This is a genomic window from Methylobacterium soli (genome assembly GCF_008806385.1).
Lineage (GTDB): Bacteria > Pseudomonadota > Alphaproteobacteria > Rhizobiales > Beijerinckiaceae > Methylobacterium > Methylobacterium soli.
Genome location: NZ_VZZK01000030.1, coordinates 30,941 through 52,554 on the forward strand (window position 1 = coordinate 30,941; position 21,614 = coordinate 52,554).

Here is a 21,614-nt window from a genome sequence, read left to right on the forward strand (position 1 = left end):
TTCGCGAGGAGGGGAGAGCATGGAGCGGCGCCCGTTCGGTCCCGTGCCGCGCGAGGTTGCGGTGATCGGCCAGGGAACTTGGTACATCGACGACGCGCACCGGCCCACCGCGGTCGCTGCCCTGCGCCGCGGCCTTGATCTCGGCATGACCCACTTCGACACCGCCGAGATGTACGGCGACGCCGAGACCGTGGTCGGCGAGGCGATCACCGGACGGCGCGACGAGGTTTTCCTCGTCTCCAAGGTCCTCCCCAGCAACGCCTCTCGTGAAGGGACGGTGGCGGCCTGCGAGCGCTCGCTCGCGCGCCTGCGCACCGACAGGCTGGACTGCTACCTCCTGCACTGGCCCGGTCCGCACCCGCTCGAGGACACCTTCGCCGGCTTCGAGCGGCTTCGCGAACAGGGCAAGATCCTGTCTTGGGGGGTGAGCAACTTCGACGTGCCCAACCTCGATGCCGCGTGGAACGCTGGGGGCGAGGGCCGGATCGCCTGCAACCAGGTCCTCTACCACCTGGAAGAGCGCGCGATCGAGCACGCCGTGCGGCCCTGGTGCGAGGAGCACGGCGTCGCCGTAGTCGCCTACAGCCCATTCGGTCATAGCAGCTTCCCCGGCCCGCGCACGCCGGGCGGTCGCATGTTGGAGGACATCGCAGCAAACCACGGCGCGACCGCGCGCCAGGTCGCTCTCCGTTTCCTGGTGCGGCGGCCGTCCTGCTTCACGATCCCCAAGGCCTCCAGCCCCGAGCACGCCACCGACAACGCGGGCGCCGGCGCGCTGTCGCTGACGGAAGCCGAGATCGCCCGGCTCGACGTGGCGTTCCCGCTCGGCCCCCGACCGCGCCGGCTTCCCATGCTGTAGGCCCGTGATGCCCCATTGGCTGGAGCAGGCGTCGGGCGCGCTCGTCATGGGTGTCGTCCTCACCGACATCTTCCTGACGGTCCTCTACGCGCGCATCGGGACAGGCCTGATCGCGGATCGCGTCGCCCATCTCACCTGGGCAATCTTCCGCCGTGTCGCCGATAAATTTGGGCAGAGACGAGGCCCTGTGCTCTCCTTCTGCGGGCCGGTCATCCTCATCGTCTACGTCCTGCTCTGGGCCCTGGGCCTGACCCTCGGAGCCGGCCTGATCATCCACCCCGCGCTGGGGACAGCGGTTCGGGCGAGCAGCGGCGAGACGCCGGTCGACTTTGTGACCGCCCTCTATGCGGGCGGCAGCAGCATGGCGATCGTGGGGGCCAGCGACTTCAAGCCGGCCACCGACGCCTACCGTGTCCTCTACCTCGTAAACTCGCTTATTGGGATGTCGGCAACGTCGCTGGTCCTGACCTACGTCATGCAGGTCTACAGCGCCCTTCGGCAACGCAACGCGCTCGGCCTGAAGCTCCATCTGTTGGCGGGTGAAACCGCCGACGCGGCCGAACTTCTGGCGCGTCTCGGGCCACAGGGGCAGTTCACCTCAGGCTACACCCACTTGGCCGACGTCGCGGCGTCCATGGCCGAGATGAAGGAGGCGCATCACTTCTATCCCGTGCTGTTCTACTTCCGCTTCCGGCAGCCCTTCTATTCGGTCTCGGCACAGGCATTCATCGCCCTCGACACGGTGTCACTGATCCGCAGCGGAATTGCAGACCGTCAGGCGGTATGGCTGAAGGAGACCGCCGCCGTCGATGCAATCTGGCGCGTTGCCATGCTGCTCGTCATCACGCTCGAAATGACGTTTTTACCCGGAGATTTACCCGTCCCGGCCGACGTGACCAGCGCCGAAAGCGACGCATGGCGCACTCGCTTCGCAGCGGCTGTCAGGCGGCTCTCGGCAGCCGGCGTCGAGACGACGCCCGATGAGGCAGGAGCGGAGACTTACCTCGCAATGAGGGCACAATGGCAGCCGCATATCGCGCGACTGGCACCCACGATGGCCTACCATATCGACGAATTCAAACCCAGTGGAGAGAAGCGCCGATGATGCGCTGTGTCACTCGGAGGCTGGTACTCAAGCAGTCTCGAGGTTCACTAAGGGAGTTCTAAGTCTGCATGTCTGAGGTCGGCTAAATCTTGCCCTTCACACAATGTCCGTTTGCACGATCGGATCACGGCGACCAGGGCCTTCTCCACCGTAAGACGCGGCTCCAGGAAACCCGGGAAGTCGCTGCCGGTCCGGAGCTTGGGGATCTGCAGGTTGAGGGAGCCCAGCCGCGTGTCCAGGCTGCGCTCGCGGTAGCCGTTGCGGTAGGTACTGCCCTCCCGAGCGCTCGTAGCGGCCCCCGTGTCGATCAGGCCCTCCACGTCGGCCTCCATCAGAATTTGCAGGACCGTCTCGGCGAGCGAGCGCAGGAACTTGCCATCGTCGGCACGTCTCGCAGCGCCTCGGTCTGTGCCACTCTGTCGTCGGTCATCGGGGGCTCCTGGCTCGGGTTGAAGTCCGCAAACTCGACGTGAGCCGCCGGCCCCGATGGCCACCCCAAACCCCACTGAAGCGGTCCCGGAAATTACATCTCGTCTGTGGACGCTACCTTAGCGAACTTTGCTCGCTTTGGTGCGAGCTGTGCGCTCAGTGGTCACGGAGCTGCATTCGTCGGCGGGGAGGTCTACGTAGGAACTTACGTATCAACTCCCACCACCATGCAATTCGCGTACGACGGAGTTAGGACACAAACAAAGGCGCTGGATTGTCTGAGGGCAGCTAGGTCATCTATGGCCGGATGATCGCGTACGGCAAGAACGGCGCTTATAGTCAGCCGGTTTTTTAACCGGGCAATCATGAGCAGCGCTGAACAACAGGCCAATGGTGGCCTCATGGGCGCACGGGTGCGCAGCTACGCTTGGGCGACCACACCTCTCGGAGCGATTGAGACTTGGCCTCCATCGCTGCGCACGGCCTTGAGCATCGTGCTCAGCTCCGCATTTCCGACCTTCTTGGCTTGGGGACCGGCGCTCACGAGCTTCTATAATGATGCCTACATTCCGATTATGGCCGACAAGCCGGAGGGGCTCGGGGCGCCTTTCCCGGAGGTCTGGGCAGAGGCTTGGGACATCGTCGGACCGATCACCGCAAGGGCGATGAAAGGAGAGGCCAGTTATTTCGAGGACCTGCCGTTCACGCTGCTGCGCAGAGGCTATCCGGAGGAAACCTGGTTCTCCTTCTCCTACAGCCCCGTTCGCGATGAAGGGGGAATGGTCCGTGGCGTGCTCTGCACCGTCCATGAGACCACCCAGCGCGTCCGGAACGAGGCTGCGCTGCGCGAAACGCAGGCCCGACTTCAGGCGGCCATCGATCTTGTGGGCCTTTCACCTTACTCGTGGGACCCGGGATCCGGCGCGCTGGAATGGGATGCGCGTCTCAAGGCCATGTGGGGTCTTGCCCCCGACGCAGTAGTCAACCACGACGTTTGGCTCGCTGGTATTCATCCCGAAGATCGCCCGCGCGTCGAGGCCGCCGTCGCACAATGCCGGAATCCCTCTGGCGACGGGATCTACGGTATCGAATACCGCGTGATCGGGATCGACGATGGTGTGGAGCGTTGGGTAGCAAGCAAGGGGTGGACGACCTTTGAGAACGGTGAGCCCGTCGGCTTCATCGGCGCGGCGCTCGAGATCACTGAACGCAAGCGCATCGAGCAACGGCTGCGCGAGGGCGAGGCGCGCCAAACCTTCCTCCTCGCTCTGGGCGACCGGCTGCACAGACTCAGCGACCCTCGCCAGGCGATGAGCCTCGCGGCCGAGATGCTCGGCCAGCATCTACAGGCGGACCGTGTGGGCTATTTGGAGGTCGCCCCCGGCGAGATGCTCAGCGTGAACAACGTCTGGAGCCGCGCCGGGATGGCGAGCCCCACCGGGCAGCGTCGCTTGCAGGACCTCGGCGCAGCCGTGGCGGCGGAACTACGCGCCGGGCGCATGACCCGACACGACGATGCGCTCGCCGAAGGGCGCAGGCCGGGGGACGAGATCGAGGCGATTTACCAGGCCGATCAGGCCCGCGCGGTGATCAATTTCCCTCTGGTTAAGGACGGAGTTCTCGCTGCCGTTCTGTATGTTCACCATGCAGGCTCGCACCAGTGGAGGAATACGGAGGTCGAGCTCATCGGCGAGGTCGCGGATCGGATCTGGGCCAGTATCCAGCGAGCCCGAGCTGATGCCGCATTGCGCCAGAGTGAAGAACGGTTTCGGCAGCTCACGAATCTTATCCCCACCTTCGTCTGGTACGTTGATCCCGTGGGCGCGGTCACCTTCGCCAATGATCAATGGTACACATACACGGGCATCACGGACGAGCCTCCCGAACGCTGGCCGGAGCTCGTATTCCACCCCAGCGAGCGCAGCGCGAGCCGTGCTGCCTGGGTGCATCAGCTGGAGGTGGGCGTTGCTTTCGATATCGAGGCCAGGATCCGCCGGCACGACGGCCCATATCGCTGGTTCCTGACGCGGTCCGTTCCGGTTCGTGATGTGGAGGGACGCATCACGGGATGGTTCAGTGCGGCAACTGATATTCACGATCGCAAGATGGCAGAGGAGCGCTTCCGGCGCTTTGCCGAGCATTCGGCGAACGTGCTCTGGCTGGCCGACCTCGAGAGCGGGCAACTCGACTACCTCAGCCCGGCCTTCGCGCAGGTCTGGGGCGTGCCCGCCGAAGGCATGCCGGATGTCGCGAGTTGGCTCGCCAGCATCCATCCGGAGGACCGCGACGGTGTAGAACGGGCGCTGGAGCGAGTTGGCCACGGCGAGACGCTGGTTCTGAAGTACCGTATCGTACGCACCTCGGATCGCGAAGTTCGCTGCATCCGCGATACCTTCTTCCCGATCTCAGCGAACGACGGGCACATCCGATTAGTGGGCGGGATCGCGCAGGACGTCACCACCGACACCAGCCTGCGCGCCTATGTGATCGCGGTCGGAGACGACAGCCGGCGTGGCCTCGTTGGTGCGCTGCAGGACGCCGGTTACGAGGTGCAGGCCTTCGCGAGCGGTCAGGCCTTCCTGAAGATGGCGGGCTCGCTGATGCCGGGCTGCGTTGTGCTCGATCTGGAGGAGGCTGGCGGCATAGTGGTCGCAACCGAGCTGAAGGCCTCGCGCTCGCACCTGCCCGTGGTGGCGGTCGGCGCGAGCGGGGGCGACGTTGGCTTCGCGGTGCGCATCATGAAGGCGGGAGCGGTCGATTTCCTCGAAGCCCCCTGGACACTGGGTGCGCTGCTGTTCGCCGTTAAAACGGCGCTGGCCGAAATCCGCGACACCGCGGAGCGGACGCGTGAGCACAACGAATCGCGTGATCGGGTCGCGGCTCTGACTGCACGCGAGCGCGCGGTGTTGGAGGGTTTGCTCGCGGGCGGTACCAACAAGTCCATCGCCCGCACGCTGGGCCTGAGCCCGCGCACGGTGGAGATCCACCGCGCCCGGGTTATGGAAGCGCTCGGTGTCCGCACCCTGCCTGAGGCGGTGCTCATCGCGACCGCAGCCGGCGTGCGTCCCGCCGTTTAGCCTGGCGCCTGGGTCGCAGCCTGGCGCCCGCGTGGAAACCGGACAACGATGCGCCATGGAAGACCGGCAGCGAACACTAGAGGTAACCGCCTTCAAACTCGGCGAGCTGCTGCAGCTGCCGCGGCGCGAGGATCTGCAAGCAGCGCCCCTGTAACGAGATCAGCCCGTCGCGCCGTAGCGCTTGGAGCACGCGGTTCACGTGCACGCTCGATAGGCCGAGCGCGTCGGCGAGATCCACCTGCGTCAGCGGCAAGTCATACCGACCGTCCGAGGCGTGGCCGATCGATTCCAAGCGCTCCATCAACTCGCACAAGAGATGCGCCGTGCGCTCAAGGCCTGAGCGCATGCCTAGATTGACCACCCACTCGCGCGTCGTCGCCTCTTCGGCAAGCCTCGCGTGCTGAAGCGCGAGCGCTATACGGGGATGCCGGCCGAGCAAGTCAAGGTAGGCGACGCGGGGGACCTTGGCGATCCGGCAGTCGGTGAGGGTCTCGATCGCGTGATCGAGCGGGTAGGCATGGAGAGCGCCTCGGTCGCAGAAATCGCCCGGGACGAGATAGCCAACGATCTGGCGACGACCGGACACGCGGCGCTTATAACGACTCGCGAACCCCGCCAAAACGACGAGAGCATGGTCGGCCACGCCTTCCTGCTCCATGAGGACGGTGTTCCGCGGAACTGACCGGACAAAGCCTCTCAGCGCCTCAAGCGCCGCGCGATCCTGTTCTGCCAGTGGAGTCAGACTCTCAAGTCTGCGTGCGAGCGCGCAGAGGCAACCGTCGTCTGCAGGCGCCTTGCTCGGATGCCGCGATACGCGAGTTGCCCCAGGCACGGCGGCATTCATCAGGGCGGTCAGGGCGAGTGTCTCCATCGGGCTTCCTCCAGGATGATTGCCCTACCTTCCCGGCAGCGTGGGTACATCCGGCCTGTTCCTTAGGAGGCCTCCGAGCCGTGCGCCTCGATGTCCTTGCCTCGGTAGGCCATGGCAAGGGCGAGCCGCACGATGTGCCGGGACCATTGCGCGCGCAAGTCGAGGTAGGCCTGCGCCGCCGTCTCGTCTTGCACGACCGCGATGCCTCCTCAGCGAGCCGGGACACTGTCCTCTTCCAGTGGGCACGCCACCGCTGCCGCTCGTCGGGATCGGCCGCCCATGCCTCCGGCTGGCCGGGCCGCAGAAAGATAGCACCGTACCGCGTCGCGACCCGGCCGGGTCAGCGGTACTGCGGAGAACGGCCCGGACGAGATGCGCGGCATGCTCGGCGATCAGGACAGTGCCGACGCGCGCGTAGAGAATGGTGAGGAACACGTCGAGGAGGACGATCCCCATCACGGTGGCGCCCGACGCGCGTTCGAGGACGGGCAGCATGTGTAGACCTTTCGCGAGGCCCTGGGCGGCCCGGGCGCCGCTGTCGTTGCGAACCGGGCGCTGCCGTTCTCGTTCCTGGGATACGTCCGTAGATCAATCCCTATCGCGCCTGCGTGGGTGGCGGGACGTCCGGGCGCCGGCTTGATGCCGCCTCTGGCTGACGGCCACGCGAGGAGTCTAGCCGATAGAGTTTATCGACGGCGGTCCAGAAGGCGATCTTCATCTCGGGACGCCGATGGTCAAGCGCAGCCTCAATCGCCGCGGAGGCTTCGCGCGCGCAGGCGTCCTGGTCGTCTTGCGAAAGAACATCGGTCACGGCGGCCCTCCAGACCGGCGGGGCGGCCGGGCCACCCTCGTGGGCGCGAAGGTGACGTAGCGCGTCTCGTAAGACGATCCGGGCATTTCCATAGGATCTACGCGGACACGGCCGCCCCGCGAAGCAAGCCCTCTTCGCGCCTGAGAAACCTGCTCACACCGGAGGTTTCCTAGGGATTTGTCCGCGGGAACGAGGCGGCGCCCGTCCCGGTTCGCCTCGTTGCGATCCCGCCCACCATCCTCGCGGGGGCTCAAGCCCGAAAGGGCCGTGCAGCTTCGAATTGGCCTTCGCACCTCAGCCGATGGGAGAAAAATGCCATGCGAGCCCTGGTTTGGCATGGGAAGGAAGATATTCGCTGCGACACTGTCACCGATCCGGAGATCGAAGACGGGCGCGACGTTATCGTCAAAGTCACGAGTTGCGCGATCTGCGGCTCGGACTTGCACCTGTTTCACAACTTCATTCCCGCCATGCTCCCAGGCGACGTCTTGGGTCACGAGACCATGGGCGAAGTCGTCGAGACCGGGCACGGGCTCAATGGCAAGCTGAAGAAGGGCGACCGGGTTGTGGTGCCCTTCACCATCGTCTGCGGCGAGTGCGACCAGTGCAAGCGCGGCTACTTTTCCGTCTGCCAGAAGAGCAACCGCAAGAAGTACCTTGCCGACAAGGTCTTTGGCCACACCACTGCGGGCCTGTTCGGATACTCGCATCTCACTGGCGGTTACCCGGGCGGCCAAGCCGAGTACCTGCGCGTGCCGTTCGCCGACTCGACCGTCCAGAAGGTGCCTGACGGCATCCCCGATGAGAAGTTGCTCTTCCTCTCGGACATCTTCCCAACTGGCTGGCAGGCAGCCGTACAGGCTGACATCCAGCCAACTGACACCGTGGCGATCTGGGGCTGTGGGCCGGTCGGTCAGATGACGATCCGCTCGGCGATCCTCTTAGGGGCCGAACAGGTCGTCGCCATTGACCACCTGCCGGAGCGGCTGGAGATGGCCGAGGCGGGAGGCGCGATCACCATCAATTTCGATGAAGAGAACGTCGTCGAGCGGCTGAACGAGTTGACCGGTGGCGAGGGTCCCGAGAAGTGCATCGACTGTATCGGCATGGAAAGCCACGTCACACCCTCCATGCCGGATACGGTCTATGACCGGGCCAAGCAGATCCTCCTGGCTGAGAGTGACCGGCCGCATGTGCTGCGCGAGATGATCTATGTGTGCCGACCCGGTGGCCTGATCTCGATCCCGGGCGTCTACGGCGGTTTGGCCGACAAGATCCCGATGGGCGCAGCGATGAACAAGGGCCTGACCTTCCGTATGGGGCAGACCCACGTCCAGCGCTGGACTGCCGATCTCCTGCGCCGGATCGAGGAAGAGCAAATCGACCCTTCCTTCGTCATCACGCACGAGGTTCCGCTCGACAAAGGACCCGAGATGTACCGGATGTTCCGGGACAAGCAGGACAGCTGCATCAAGGTCGTCCTCAAACCCTGACACCTCGCGGAGGGACCATGACGAACCTGTCAAGCATGACGAGCCTCTCGAACATCACGCGATCCAAGGGAGATCCGAAGGTCATCCATTCCGGGCCGCGTTCGCGCGGCATACCAGAGAGCCTCGCCAGGGGGCTCGGCTGGTTCAGCCTCGGGCTGGGTCTCACCGAACTTCTGGCACCCAGGCGTATCACGCGTGCGCTCGGGATGGAGGGCAAGGAGGCGTTGGTGCGCGTCTACGGAGCCCGCGAGATCGGCAGCGGCATTCTCTCGCTGTCGGTCGACAAAAATCTCGGCCTCTGGAGCCGGGTCGCCGGCGACGGCCTCGACATCGCAACCGTGATGACGGCGCTTCGGCCGGACAATCCGAAGCGCGACAATGTCGTCGTCGCTCTGGCCCTGCTGCTCGGCATCACGGCAGTCGACCTGATTGATGCCCAAGCCACCGCGGTGCGGCACAGCCGCGGGGCGGGCCGGAAAAGATCTTACCGGGATCGCAGCGGCTTTCCGCGCGGCGTCCAGGCGTCTCGCGGCGCGGCCCGGGATTTCAAGACACCGTCCGACCTGCGGCATGCCCCGCCTCTCGCCGCAGTCTCGAAGCGCATTCCGGCCACTTGAGGCAGCCCGGACTTGGCCAAGAGCTTCCGCTAACCTGTGCAGTATGCATCCCCACGCGTGCGAAGATTTAAGCCGCGCGGGAAGATGTCGAGCCTCTTCTGCCGCCTGAGGCTGAGAAGCCGAAAGGCGGTCGGCCGCGCAACTCGGATCGGGCGGCGTTGGCCGGTATCATCCTGGTTCTGCGTTCCGGCATGCAGCGGAAGCACCTGCCGCGCTCGGAGGTGGGCTGCAGCGGCAAGACGAGTCAACGGCGGCTAGGCCCACGGGAGGCGGCCGGGGTCTGGGCTGCCCTGCATCGCTTGATGCGGGAGCGGCTTCAGGATGCGGACGCGCTCGACTGGAGCAAAGCGTAGCCGCAGGCAGATCTGCGGTACAAGTTCAGGCTGCTGCATGTCATTGGCAGGCCGTGAGCGCGTGCCGGGCAGGTCAAAGACCTGTGGCGGCATGATCTCGTCGAGCGATCTAGACGGCGATGGGTGCTAATTGCCTCGCATCCGCATAAGGCCAGCTTGTCGGATGCATCTATTCCTTTCCGGCGAACGCCGTCCGGCCGTTTTGCTTGGTTTTCGTAGTGTAATTCTTAACCGGTGATTTCTACGGTCCTCCAGGGCTCTGAGGGGGTTCCGCGCGGCGGATAGGGCCCAACAAGGGGCGACATGTATCCGTTGCATCCGTTGGAAGTCGAGCGTCTTGGTGCTCTGCACGATCTCGGCCTGAGCACCGGGGTCGAGCCTCAGTACGACGCGATCTGCCGGACGGCCCGCACTCTGTTCGGCGTGCCGATCGCCTACGTGTCGATCGTCGGAGAGACCCAACAGTGGTTCAAGGGAAAGTGCGGCCTGAATCTCGACGGGACGCCGCGGGAGCACTCGCTCTGCACCTACACCATCTGCTCCAGTGAGGTACTGGTGGTCGAGGATGCCACGCTGGACGAGCGCTTCGCGACCAGCCCGCTCGTCACCAGCGAGCCCTACACCCGCTTCTACGCTGGTGCTCCTCTCGTCGTTGCACCCGGGATCAATGTCGGCTCCCTCTGCCTGATCGACCGCGTGCCCCGGATCTTCGATCGCGAACAACGGGCTCAACTCGAGGATCTCGCGCGGATCGTCGTCGCCCAGCTCCGCTCGAGCCGGGCCGAGCGCGAGGCGCGCGAGAGCGGAACCAGCTTCCGGCTGCTCGCCGAAAACACCACGGACATGATCGTCGAGTCCGATCTCGACGGAACGCGACGGTACATCTCGCCGGCCGCGAAGACTCTGCTCGGCTACGACCCTGCCGAGCTCGTCGGCACGACGCCGCTCGATTTCGTCCATCCGGACGAGGTCGACGCCCTGGCTGCCCTCCTGAAGGATGTGGCGGAGGGCAATCTCGGACGCGCGACGGCCCAGCATCGCTACCGCCGCAAGGACGGGAGCTGGATCTGGGTCGAGATCTGCTTCGGCCTGACGCGGGACGAAGCCACGGCCCCACCGAAAGGCATCGTCGCGTCAATCCGAGACATCTCCAGCCGGAAGGAAGCCGAGCGCCAGATGGCCCATATGGCCCGCCACGATCCTCTGACCGGCCTGCCCAACCGGCTGCTGTTCCACGAGTCGCTCGAGCGGGAGCTCGTCCGGGCGGAGCGGCATGCTGCCGGCTTCGCCTTGTTCTGCCTGGATCTCGACCGGTTCAAGATCGTCAACGACACACTTGGCCATCAGGCCGGCGACGCGCTCCTCCGCGTCGTGGCGCGGCGCTTGAAGTCCGTGCTGCGCGCCGAGGACACCGTGGCGCGCCTCGGCGGCGACGAGTTCGTGATCATCCACATGGGTCACCCCCTTCCCGAGACGGCTGCCCGGCTCGCCGAGCGGCTGATCGCGGCCATGGCGCCACCGGTCGATCTCGATGGATATCCCGCGGGCATCGGTGTCAGCATCGGGATCGCCCTGGCGCCCGGCGACGCGGCCGATCCCGACACGCTGTTCGCCTGCGCGGACCGGGCCCTCTATCGTGCCAAGTCGGAGGGCCGGAACACGTATCGCTTCCACGACCGTTCGAGCCTCCATGTCACCGACATGCCGCTCCGTACGGATGCCGAGTGCGAAACCCAGGACGCCGTTGGCTGCGCAGAAGACGGTGTGGTGTTCTGTGGGGAGGCGGAACGTTACCGTCTCGCCGCGCTCGCCACCCGGGACGCGATCTGGGACTGGGATCTCGCCTCGGATCGCCTCACAATGAACGGATCCGCGTCCGCCCTGTTCGGCCACGGCGAAGCCGAGATGACCGTCACCGACGCTTGGTGGCGCAGCAAGATCCATCCGGACGACCGGGAGCGGGTCGGAGCTTCCATCGCGCGCCTCGTCGAAGGCCGGGAGGACCGCTGGACGGACGAATACCGCTTCGAGCGGCGCGACGGCACTTACTCGGAAGTGATCGACCGCGGCTTCGTCATCCGGAACGATCGGGGCCAGGCCGTGCGCATGGTCGGCGCCATGCACGACGTCACCGAGCAGCGGAGAGCGGGCGCCGCCCTGCGGTCGAGCGAGGAGCGGCTTCGGTTGGCCCTCCGTGCCGGCCGAATGGTAGCCTGGGAGCACAATGTAAGGACGGGCGTCAGCCGCCGGTCCGAGAACTCGATGCAGGTCCTGGGTCTCCCTTCGGAAGACTCGACGTTCTTTGAACACGTCTACCCGGACGACCGGGCCCAGATGGCGAGCTTCCTGCAGGCTTCCGAGAGCCGCGAGTATCGGGAGTTCCGGTACAGCTCGCCGGCCGGCCGGATGCTATGGCTGTGCTCGTCGGTCGAGCGGCTCGACGAGGAGCGGCTTGTCGGGATCACCTTCGACATCACCGAGAGGAAGCTGGCTGAGGAGCAGGCATGGCGTGCGGCCAATTACGACGCCCTGACGGGCCTGCCGAACCGCAGGCTCTTCCAGCAGCGGTTCGAGGAGTTCCTGGCCGCCGCCGAGCGTAGCGGAACCTGTGTCAGCCTGCTCCTGTTCGATCTCGATGGTCTCCGGGACGTAAACGACGTGCGCGGTCACGATGCCGGCGATGCCGTGCTCTGCGAGGCGGCGCGCCGGCTCGGCGACGGGCTGCGGCCTGGCGACTTCCTAGCCCGCCTCGGCGGCGACGAGTTCGCCCTGCTCCTCGTCGATCCGTTGCGGCTCGAACATACCACCAACCACGCCCAGACCTTGGTCGAGCGCCTGCGGCAGCCATTCGGTTACCGAAGCCACTCGCTGAGCTGCAAGGCCAGCACCGGGATCGCCGCCTTCCCGGTGCACCACCGCGATTCCCGCGAGCTCCTGAAGGACGCCGACATCGCACTCTATAGGGCGAAGTCGCGAGGCAGGGGCGGTGCGGTGCTGTTCTCGGCAGACATGCGCACCGACATGGAGCATCGTCTCAGCATCGCCGCGGAGGTGCAGGCCGCAGTCGAGGCCGACCAGTTCGTGCCCTTCTACCAGCCGAAAGTCTGCTTCGAGAGCGGCCGGATCGTTGGCTTCGAGGCGCTGGCGCGCTGGCAGCATCCGGAGAAGGGCCTGCTCGCGCCGGCCTACTTCGGCTCGGCCTTCGAGAACCCGGAGCTCGCGACCGCGATCGGCGACGCCGTGCTCCGCAAGGTGGCGGCGGACATGCGTTCCTGGAACGACAAGGGCCTCGGCTTCGGACGCGTGGCGGTGAACTTCGCCTCGGCCGAGTTCCGCAAGCCCGACCTCGCCGGCAATGTCCTGGCGGTGCTCGGCGCATACGGCATTCCCAGCTCACAGTTCGAGATGGAGGTCACCGAGACCGTCTTTCTCGGCCCTGGTTCGGACAGCGTTCCCGACACCCTCAAGCGCCTGCACGAGAGCGGCGTGTTGATCTCGCTGGACGACTTCGGAACCGGCTTCGCCTCGCTGACGCACCTGAAGCAGTTCCCGGTCGATCACATCAAGATCGACCGGAGCTTCGTTCGGGACATCGAGCACGATGACGACGACGACGCGATCGTGGCCGCGGTGGTCGGTCTCGGCCGCAGCCTCGGGATGAGGGTGACGGCCGAAGGGGTAGAGACACTGGGGCAGGCCCAGCGGCTCAGCGCGATGGGCTGCGACTACGCCCAAGGTTTCCTCTACGCCAAGCCGATGGCCGGTTCTCGGATTCCGTGGCTTCTCGGAACGTGGGACCTATCCGCCGCCGGCAGAACTTCGCTCGTGCGGCTAGCCTGACCGCAGCCATCCGCACACCTCGCCCAATTCCCTTCCCTGCCTCCGGCACCCACCGCACCAACTCCCGGACATCGCAGCCAAGGAAGGGATCGGCATGGCAGGCTTCATCGTGATCGAAAGAGACTCGAGCCGCGTCTATGGCGACACCGCCCGCCTCGGATCGGGCGGAGACGTGATCCCGCCCGCGGATGCGGACTGCTTCCTGGATCGGAGATCCGGTTGCGCCGCGCGAGGCTTCGGCCACGTCAGCCCCAAGAGCGATGCCGCCAGCTACGACGTCTACGAGGTTCCGCCATCCCATGCCGCCGGCGCACGGTAAACGAAAACGAGGCTCACACGCCTGGCCGTGCCACGTCCGCTTTTTCTCCTGAAGCGAACATCCGAAGCGGCAGGTTGGAAGGTCTGCAAGGGGTCACTCGGAGGCTTTCACCTGAGCCGCGCCGAACGTCCGCTTGTCCCCTTCCCAGGCCGCAAAGCCGACGGGCCGCAATCGGCCAGGACCGGCCGCTTCGCGTCCATGGCCGTCGTACAGCCGCCCCCGTCCGTTTTCTGGAAGCGGACGCTGTGACAGCGTAGGCTTTGGGTCTTGACCGCGCCAAAACCGGAAAATTGAGCTCGAACGAGCTACTCCTGCGATCCTTGAGTCCGATTGCAACAGGTCCCCAGCACGTCTCCTTCCCGGAGCGCGCAGGCGTGTGGCTACAACACCTTCGCCAGATAATCGTACGCCGTCAGCGCATGAACCTTTGCAACGACGCGCAGCTCGTCGGTCAGGATGTACTCGTCGGGCCCGCCCATATTATAGGGGGTCAGCCCGAAAACGACCGTTGGGATGCCGTGCATGCGATACCAGCGCGAATCCGAAGCGCCGACCCGCATGTTGAGAGCGGGGCGTGAGCCTTGCACCTCTTCCGCCACCTCGGTCAGGTAACGGACGATTTCATGCTCGGGATCCGTGTAGTTGGGCTCAAAGCGCCGGATCACGCGCCAAGTCACGCCCTCGAGCGGTGAGAGCCACGCGTCGAGATGAGCGTCGATTTCTTGCGTGCTGACGCCTACCGGCAGCCGGATGTCAGCACGCGCCAGTGCATGCGTGGGCACGAGGTTCGGAGAGATGCCCCCCTCGATGATGCCGATGTTCACCGTGACGCTTTCGAGCGTGCGGGTCTCCCCTGCTCCAGATAGCGCCTCTGAGATCGACGCACTTCGGGCAATGGCGGCGGTTACGACGGGTGGCGCCTGCACCGGTAATGCCTCGAGTTGCTTGACCGCATCGAGCGCTGTGCGCAACCGGTCAATCGCATTCACCCCCTTGTGAACATGAGCGCCGTGCGCCGGCGATCCACTCGCCTCGATCTCAAGCCAGTAGAGGCCCTTTTCGCCGAAACGCACGACCATCGGCGATCCGACATCCCCGCAGATGTTGGCGTCTCCGCTGGCGTGCGGGAGGTGCTTAAGCATGTAGCCCGATCCGAGTGATCCCATGTTCTCTTCGTCGCCCGCGAGCGTGACGACGATCTCACCCGCCCAGGTCTCCCGGTGCGCGGCCAGGATGGAGGCGGCGAGGATTGAGGCCGCGACGCCACCCTTCATGTCGGAGACGCCCCGGCCGTAGAGCCGGCCATCCTTAAGCACACCGCCGAGCGGCGGCACCGACCAGGGCAGGTTCTCGCCGATCGGAAATGTGTCGAGGTGACCGTTGAAGATGATCCGCCGGCCGGATCCGTTGCCGCAGATGCGGGCCAGCAAGCTGACGACGCCCGGCTCCGGCTCGACCCACTCGATCGCGACGCCCGGAATCCGCCGCAGCAACTCCTCCGCCACCTTAGCAACGTCCCGGGTGTCGCTCGGAGGATTGGGCGAGGCGGCCGCCACGAGCACCTGGGTCATGGCAATGAGTTGCGGCAGCATCGCATCGACGGCAACCGAAATTTGGGCGCGGACAGCTTTCGTTGAGGACATTCTGGCTCAGCCTGACAAGCCGCGGCTGCACAACAACCCTGAAGCGCGCGGCACAAATTTATGGGGGTTTGCCGAGATGGCACCGGCAACTGGACGATCGGTAGAATTCCGGGATCTTGCAGATCCACTCTCCCGGAAACTGCTTCTGCATCGCCGTGAACTGGGTCTCGCGGCGGCACATCACTTAGCCCATTGCCACACTACGCGGCGCTGGATTCCGCGGCCGCGACTGGCTCGCATTCCATGATGCGCAGGAAACGCCGCGTCCGCTCGTGCTGCGGGTTGTCGAGCACCTCTGCTGGCGTTCCGGCTTCGACGACCAGACCACCGTCCATGAAGACGACGCGGTCGGCCACCTCACGGGCAAAGCGGATTTCATGCGTCACCACCACCATCGTCATGCCGGCATCGGCCAGCTTGCGCATGACCGCAAGGACTTCGCCCACCAGTTCCGGATCGAGCGCTGACGTCGGCTCGTCGAACAGCATCACGCGCGGCGAGATCGCGAGGGCGCGCGCAATTGCTACCCGCTGCTGCTGCCCACCCGAGAGACGATGCGGCAAATGGTTGACGTGGTTCTGCAGGCCGACCTCGTCCAGAAGGCGAAGGCCTAGTTGCCGCGCTTCGACCGGATCCATCTTGAAGACGCGGATCGGCGCCTCGATCACGTTTTCGAGCGCCGTCATATGGTTGAAGAGATTGAAGTGCTGAAAGACCATGCTGATGCGCGCTGCGGCCCGGGCTTGCGCCAGCCCGCCGGTGGGCTTCAGCTGGCCGCCTGGAATACGCTGGTAGCCGATGTGCTGGCCGGCGACGGTGATCTCACCCCAATCGATCGTGTCTAGATGGTTGATGGTGCGCAGGAATGTGCTTTTGCCTGAGCCGCTGGGCCCGAGCAGCACGACGACCTCACCTCGCTTCACGGTCAGGTCAATGCCGCACAGCACTTTCTGCGCGCCGTACTGCTTATGAACATTGCGGCAGACGATAAGAGGCTCGCTTGATCGCGCACCGTCGCTGGGCGCGCGCCCGAGAACTTCGGCCAAAGTGCCCCTCGACGAGGCGTCCTTGCCCCCCGCGATCGCCAGTGGTGTGCTCGACCGAGGTGGGGCCTTGCCGGTGACCAAGGCAGTAACGCCGGGAGTTTCGGTCCGCTTCAGCGAGAAGCCGAACATACGCCGCAGCGGATCCGGTGCCGTACGGTCGCGCTCGAGGTCGAAGCGAGCCTCGGCCCACGCCTGGATCAACGAGATGACACTCGTCAGCAGGAGGTAAATCAGGCCAGCCGCCGCGAATACGACGAAGAACCGAAAGTTCTGGCCGACGATCTGCTGCGCCCGAAAGGTCAGCTCGTTCACGAAGATGATCGACGCGATCGATGTCAGCTTCAGCATGCTGATCGTGTCATTCCCAATCCCGGGAAGGATGGCCCGCATGGCCTGCGGCAGCACGATCCGTCGGAGCGTGAGGAAGGGGCTCATTCCGAGCGATGTTGCAGCAACGGCCTGGTTCTTATTCACCGACAAGATTCCGCCGCGGATAATCTCGGCGCTGAAGGCCGCCTGATTGAGGGCGAACCCGATCACGGCCGTTGTGAAGCTGCTGAACTTGAGCCCGATGAAAGGCAGCGCGTCGAAGATGAAGACGAGTTGGAGGAGTTGCGGAGTGCCGCGCATGATCCAGATGTAGAACCAGGCCGAAGCTCTCACGACGCGGAACGAGGAAAGGCGCATGAGGGCGAGGCCGAGGCCGAGCGCGAGACCGGCCGCCATGGCAATGGCTGTAATCTCGACCGCGATGAGCGCCCCTTCCCACAGAAATCCCGACGTCACGTAGGACAGGAACTCACGGGCCCAATGCGTCTCCCCCTTGTCGCCCGGGGCCAGGTTGTCGGCCTGGGTGCTTGTAGTGAAAACGAGGGGGAAGGCCAGGACCATCGTCAACAGACTCGCTAGATAATTTTTCTGAAGCATGACCTGATCCTGGCCGACCACAGCGCCCAATTTAGTTGGTCTTGACCTGGGTGCTTACCTCGAGGCCTGGATCGACCCCGTACTTTTGGAAGATCGCCTTCTGCTCGCCCTTGCTCTGCAGGATGGCGAGGCCGTCATGGATGACGGCCGCAAGATCGCTGTCACCCTTCTTGACAGCGGCGGCGATGATCAGCCCGCTGTAGGTCGCAAACCCCCGCGCGTACTTCTTCGGATTGCTGCTTGCGGTCGCGTCGACGAAGCCCAAATCCCACAGGAGCACATCGGTGCGGCTGTTATCGAGCAGGCGAAGACCGGAGGCGAGGTCCTGGAACGGCATCACGTTGACGCCCGGCAGGCCGCCCGCTCGGCAGACCTTGTCCTGCTCCTTCATCGTCACGTCTTCGACGCTGCCGACACCGTACGACACCGTCCGGCCGCACAGATCGTCCTTCTTGGTGATGTTCTGAGGATTGCCGGCCGGGACCAGGGCACCAGTTCCGGCCTTCATGTACAGAATAAGATCGACTGACTTCGCGCGTTCCGGCTTATAGTAGAGGTTATCCCACATCACGTCGATCTGGCCGCTCATCACAGCGGGGAGAAGTCCAGACCAGCCTCCGAGAAAAAATTCGTGCTTCACACCCGCACAGGTGAAGACGGCTCGAGCAAGGTCGGCGTCGACACCGATGACCTTCGTGAAGTCGGCGGCATCGCGCATGACGTATGGAGGAGTCTGCGGGTCCACTCCGATCTTGATCGTTCGACCGGCGAGACCTGGATATTTCTGTGCGATCTTGTCAGGCTCGCAGACAGGCTGCTGCGCAACCGCTGCACTTGTCATGAACAAACCGATGTTAAGCGTGGCGGCCCCGATCATAGTGGCTGCGTGAGAGCGCATCTGTCTAACCCCTCGAGTCGAAAGATAAGTCCTGTCCCCCGCCAGAAACGCAGAGGAGTGCCTTTTTCTAGCACTCATTCCCTTGAGTGCCGCTTTCGTGAAGCAATTGACATGCCAAATGCCCGATTACCACAAAGCTATAATTTCAGCGTTGTTAGGCCAATAGACATCGCGCGTTCCGGATATCAGGCCGAAACGGTATTCTAACACTCAGAAATGTTGCCGAGGCTGCCCGTCGCCTATGGCGGTAGCATGTTGATCTTCATTGCGAGGCTTTGCGCGAGGGTCGTGAACTCTCCGCCATGGAAGATCAGCGGGCGGAGCTCAGCCGCGGCGTACGCGTGGTAAACCCGGCCGACAAAGATCTCGTGATCGCCGCCGTCGTAGGCGGCGTGCTTCTCGCACTCGAACACCCCTGCCGCGCCGCCGATCAGCGGACAGCCTGACAGCCCGTGGACGACCTCGATGCCGTGCCACTTGTCGGCGCGCGGCGTGGCGAAGATCCGCGCCAGGTCAAGCTGCCTCTCGCTGAGCACATTGATGGCAAAGGAGCGGGCTGCCCTGAAAACGGGCAGGCTGTGCAGTTTGCGCCCAAGGTTGACCGAGACGAGCGGCGGATCGAGCGAGACCGAGGTGAAGGAGTTGGCCGTCACCCCGGCGCGCGTTCCGTCGGGACTGACTGCGGTGACGATGGTCACGCCGGTCGCGAAGCAGCCCAGGGTGCTTCGCAACGTCCGGAAGTCGGCCTGTTCGATCGGGACAGGCGCCGCCGTCACAGCAGCCCGAGCGTGGCGACCCGCTCCCCCCGCGAGACCGTTCCCAGCGTCGTGGCTCTCACGAACAGGCCGTCGACGGGGGCAGTGACGGTCTCCAGAACGTCGCCGAAGACGTCCAGGATGACTCCGATGCGGTCGCCCTTCTTCAACTCCTGTCCGAGTTCGGCCTCCGTCACGAGCAGGCCACCATGGTGCGCGCGCAGGCCCAGGAACTCACGCATCAGGTGCGTCTTGGCCGGGGGGACTCGCTCGCCCTCAGTCATGCCCAGCGATCGCAGCAAGTTCAGAACGCACTGGGCTCCTGTCGCGACGGATTCCTCTTCGAGACGTCCGCCCTCGCCGATCTCGAAGGTGAAGCAGGGAACACCGGCCCGGGTCGCCTCGACGCACAGGATGCCATCGCTGACATACATCCCGCGCTCGCCTCGCATGATCCAACCGCTTCCAAGTGCATGCGCGAGTTCCTCCGCCTTCGCCGCGCCGGGGCCGAGATCGGGATTACCCAGGATTGCGATGGGGACGTAGCGCCCGCCACGCGTCGGCGTATGCACGTCGAGCGCGTAATCGCATTGCGTGATCAGCCCGAAGAGCCGCGCCGCGATGACCTGGGCGATGTTTCCGTCCGGATCTCCGGGGAAGCAGGTCCAGGCGTCGGCCGGAACCTGGTCGAGTGGTGACTTCAGGAACTGCGCGATGGGCAGGCGGTGGTCGGCGTGTAGGGCGAGTGGCTGCTGCACCGGGACGCAGACGATGCTGCCGGACAGCGCTTTTGGATCGATGGTTGCAAGGGCCCGCGCCAGCAGGGCGATGCCGTTTACCTCGTCACCGTGAATGGCGGCGCCGAGATAGACCCGGGGACCGGGTCTGGTGCCGTTGATCAGATGGATGGGCAGCGAAACCACGGTGCCGTCGGCAAGTTCCAGGGCCGGAATGCGCCCGCGCTGCTGCTCTCCTGGCGCAACGACGAAGCCCTCGATGTTCATAGATTCCACGAACGTCATCGTTCTACCTTTCCCTCAACCCACCAGAGCCAGCCGCGCAGGCTGCCCGGCCAGGAGCGATGCTGGCAGCGCGTCTGGGGAGAGAGCGCCGTTCACCGCGTCGGCGGTCTGCTTCCAGTCGAAGCAGCGGAATGCCATGCCGGTCGTGACGGTGCGCGGCCCGGAATAGAACATCTCGTATTGCGTGTGCCGGGAGGCGAATTCAGAGCCGATCGCATCCCAGGCGAGTTTGAACAGCTGAACGCGCTCTTCGGACGAGAGAACTGGTGAAACCTGCGTCTTGCGGATGACGTTGGCGATTTCGGGATCGTGGAAATCCGCCAGCGACGACGGCAGCATCAGCACGCCGCCCCCAGACAGCTCCCTCAGTGTATGGATGACCTTGGGGTACAGCGTCTGAGACTGAACCTGTGCGGCGTAGACGAGGTTTGGATCGGGAAGATAGTACTCCCCGTACTGCCAGCCCTTAGCCTCCATGCCGTAGACGAAAGCCTCGATCATGCCGACCTGGCTGGCCAGCTCGCCAAGTGTCTCGCGCACCGACGGATAGTTGATCGTCCCGATCGTCTCGGTGATTTTCCGCGCCAGCCCGACGAGGAAGCGCATTTTGACGAGAAGCCGGATCTCGGCTTGGTAGTTCTGGTAGCTGTGGGCGGGCGTATTGTGCCACTGCGCCAGCTGGCAGGCTGGATCGCGGTGGACGAAGACCCGCTCCCAGGGAATTTTCACCTCGTCGAAGTAGAGAACCGCGTCATTCTCATCGAATTGCGATGCGAGCGGGTTGTCGAAGACAGAGGGTGCCGCCTGCTCGTAGGAGCGTCGCGACAGCAGCTTGAGTCCCTTGGCATTGATCGGGACCGCGGCCGTGAAGGCGTATTTCTCTTCTGTCGGCCCCAGGGGCCGGAGGGTCGTCACCAGAACCTCATTGGAGAGAACGGCGCCCGTGCCCAGCATCTTCGAGCCCCGGACAGTGATGCCCTCCGCATCCTCGTCGCAGATCGAGACCGCCAAATCGGCGTTGCCGTCGGCGCTCGTGCCCTTTGAGCGGTCGCCCTGCGGGTCGATGATCACGTACGAGACGTAGAGGTCGTTGTCGCGAGCGTAGGCGTAGTAGTCGCGCACCGCCAAGGGCCGCCCGCCGGTGTGGCGCTCGAAGACGTCGAGGCCCATCGACATCGCCGCCAGCGTCGAGGCGACGTGGTCCGGCGAACGCCCCATGAAGCCCTGGTGGAGTTGGGCCCAGGACACCAGCGCTTCCCGGCGTTCGACGAGCTCACGGTAGCTTTTCGGCAGCTGCCACGCACGACTGGCCCGCTGGCCGGTCGGCGTTTCAAAGGTCATCCGGTCGAGGTTCGCGGGGTCTGCCTGGAAATCATAGAGCCGGGCTACCGATCGCACGGCGTTCTGGAAAGCGGAATGCTCGGCAATGTTCGTGACCCGATCGCCATTGATGTAGACGCATCGGCCATCATTGACGCTGCGGATGTGGTCCTCACCGGACTTGGGCATCGAGGCGGCTCCTTTGGAATGGCGCTGCCTCACGATGCCT

Annotated in this window: 16 protein-coding genes and 2 pseudogenes; 9 read left to right on the forward strand and 9 right to left on the reverse strand. The window is 64.8% G+C overall.

Annotated elements, in window-relative coordinates:
• The first annotated feature begins 19 nt into the window (after nucleotides 1-19).
• Both F6X53_RS23335 and F6X53_RS23340 read left to right on the forward strand, forming a co-directional pair.
• On the forward strand, nucleotides 20-859 hold the full coding sequence (locus F6X53_RS23335; RefSeq protein ID WP_151002789.1) for an aldo/keto reductase: 840 nt from the start codon (nucleotides 20-22) through the stop codon (nucleotides 857-859).
• 7 nt (nucleotides 860-866) lie between these two features.
• Nucleotides 867-1,964 carry a two pore domain potassium channel family protein gene (locus F6X53_RS23340; RefSeq protein ID WP_151002791.1) on the forward strand — a complete coding sequence of 366 codons (1,098 nt, stop codon included), beginning with the start codon at nucleotides 867-869 and terminating at the stop codon, nucleotides 1,962-1,964.
• Between the two features lie 119 nt (nucleotides 1,965-2,083).
• Here F6X53_RS23340 and F6X53_RS23345 read toward each other — a convergent pair.
• A pseudogene (locus tag F6X53_RS23345) lies at nucleotides 2,084-2,394 on the reverse strand (transposase); the annotation flags it as partial.
• 493 nt (nucleotides 2,395-2,887) lie between these two features.
• Between F6X53_RS23345 and F6X53_RS32585 the strand changes: the two are divergent.
• The gene (locus F6X53_RS32585) at nucleotides 2,888-5,470 is read left to right on the forward strand and encodes a PAS domain S-box protein (protein ID WP_373875969.1); all 2,583 of its coding nucleotides are present in this window, start codon (nucleotides 2,888-2,890) and stop codon (nucleotides 5,468-5,470) included.
• 76 nt (nucleotides 5,471-5,546) lie between these two features.
• Here the strand turns inward: F6X53_RS32585 and F6X53_RS23360 are convergent, their stop codons facing one another.
• Together F6X53_RS23360 and F6X53_RS33725 are read right to left on the reverse strand one after the other, a co-directional pair.
• On the reverse strand, nucleotides 5,547-6,341 hold the full coding sequence (locus F6X53_RS23360; protein ID WP_151002793.1) for a Crp/Fnr family transcriptional regulator: 795 nt from the start codon (nucleotides 6,339-6,341) through the stop codon (nucleotides 5,547-5,549).
• Nucleotides 6,342-6,403: 62 nt separating this feature from the next.
• A complete protein-coding gene (locus tag F6X53_RS33725) occupies nucleotides 6,404-6,535 on the reverse strand; it encodes a hypothetical protein (RefSeq protein WP_280526058.1) in 132 nt (43 codons plus the stop codon).
• A 178-nt stretch (nucleotides 6,536-6,713) separates the two neighbouring features.
• On the opposite strand from F6X53_RS33725, the gene F6X53_RS33730 reads away from it, so the two are divergent.
• From F6X53_RS33730 to F6X53_RS23390, 6 genes and pseudogenes are all read left to right on the forward strand, one after another.
• Complete coding sequence (locus tag F6X53_RS33730) at nucleotides 6,714-6,842, forward strand: hypothetical protein (protein WP_280526059.1); 129 nt, start codon at nucleotides 6,714-6,716, stop codon at nucleotides 6,840-6,842.
• A 627-nt stretch (nucleotides 6,843-7,469) separates the two neighbouring features.
• A complete protein-coding gene (locus tag F6X53_RS23370; protein WP_151002795.1) occupies nucleotides 7,470-8,645 on the forward strand; it encodes a zinc-dependent alcohol dehydrogenase in 1,176 nt (391 codons plus the stop codon).
• Between the two features lie 35 nt (nucleotides 8,646-8,680).
• A complete protein-coding gene (locus F6X53_RS23375; protein WP_191970956.1) occupies nucleotides 8,681-9,262 on the forward strand; it encodes a hypothetical protein in 582 nt (193 codons plus the stop codon).
• 98 nt (nucleotides 9,263-9,360) lie between these two features.
• Nucleotides 9,361-9,612: pseudogene (locus F6X53_RS23380) on the forward strand (transposase); the annotation flags it as partial.
• 306 nt (nucleotides 9,613-9,918) lie between these two features.
• A complete protein-coding gene (locus F6X53_RS33735) occupies nucleotides 9,919-13,455 on the forward strand; it encodes a diguanylate cyclase domain-containing protein (RefSeq protein ID WP_151002797.1) in 3,537 nt (1,178 codons plus the stop codon).
• 94 nt (nucleotides 13,456-13,549) lie between these two features.
• The gene (locus F6X53_RS23390) at nucleotides 13,550-13,774 is read left to right on the forward strand and encodes a hypothetical protein (protein WP_151002799.1); all 225 of its coding nucleotides are present in this window, start codon (nucleotides 13,550-13,552) and stop codon (nucleotides 13,772-13,774) included.
• A 380-nt stretch (nucleotides 13,775-14,154) separates the two neighbouring features.
• Here F6X53_RS23390 and F6X53_RS23395 read toward each other — a convergent pair whose 3' ends face one another.
• From F6X53_RS23395 to F6X53_RS23420, 6 genes are all read right to left on the reverse strand, one after another.
• Nucleotides 14,155-15,417: a M20/M25/M40 family metallo-hydrolase gene (locus F6X53_RS23395; RefSeq protein WP_151002801.1), complete on the reverse strand. Its 1,263-nt coding sequence runs from the start codon at nucleotides 15,415-15,417 to the stop codon at nucleotides 14,155-14,157.
• Nucleotides 15,418-15,617: 200 nt separating this feature from the next.
• On the reverse strand, nucleotides 15,618-17,390 hold the full coding sequence (locus F6X53_RS33740; protein WP_280526060.1) for an amino acid ABC transporter permease/ATP-binding protein: 1,773 nt from the start codon (nucleotides 17,388-17,390) through the stop codon (nucleotides 15,618-15,620).
• A gap of 31 nt (nucleotides 17,391-17,421) precedes the next feature.
• On the reverse strand, nucleotides 17,422-18,267 hold the full coding sequence (locus tag F6X53_RS23405) for an ABC transporter substrate-binding protein (RefSeq protein ID WP_151002803.1): 846 nt from the start codon (nucleotides 18,265-18,267) through the stop codon (nucleotides 17,422-17,424).
• A 260-nt stretch (nucleotides 18,268-18,527) separates the two neighbouring features.
• On the reverse strand, nucleotides 18,528-19,064 hold the full coding sequence (locus tag F6X53_RS23410) for a flavin reductase family protein (protein ID WP_151002805.1): 537 nt from the start codon (nucleotides 19,062-19,064) through the stop codon (nucleotides 18,528-18,530).
• Nucleotides 19,061-20,047: a succinylglutamate desuccinylase/aspartoacylase family protein gene (locus tag F6X53_RS23415; protein ID WP_191970957.1), complete on the reverse strand. Its 987-nt coding sequence runs from the start codon at nucleotides 20,045-20,047 to the stop codon at nucleotides 19,061-19,063. Before F6X53_RS23415 ends, F6X53_RS23410 begins: the two co-directional genes overlap by 4 nt.
• 33 nt (nucleotides 20,048-20,080) lie before the next feature.
• Nucleotides 20,081-21,574: a 4-hydroxyphenylacetate 3-hydroxylase family protein gene (locus F6X53_RS23420; RefSeq protein ID WP_151002809.1), complete on the reverse strand. Its 1,494-nt coding sequence runs from the start codon at nucleotides 21,572-21,574 to the stop codon at nucleotides 20,081-20,083.
• Nucleotides 21,575-21,614: the final 40 nt, after the last annotated feature.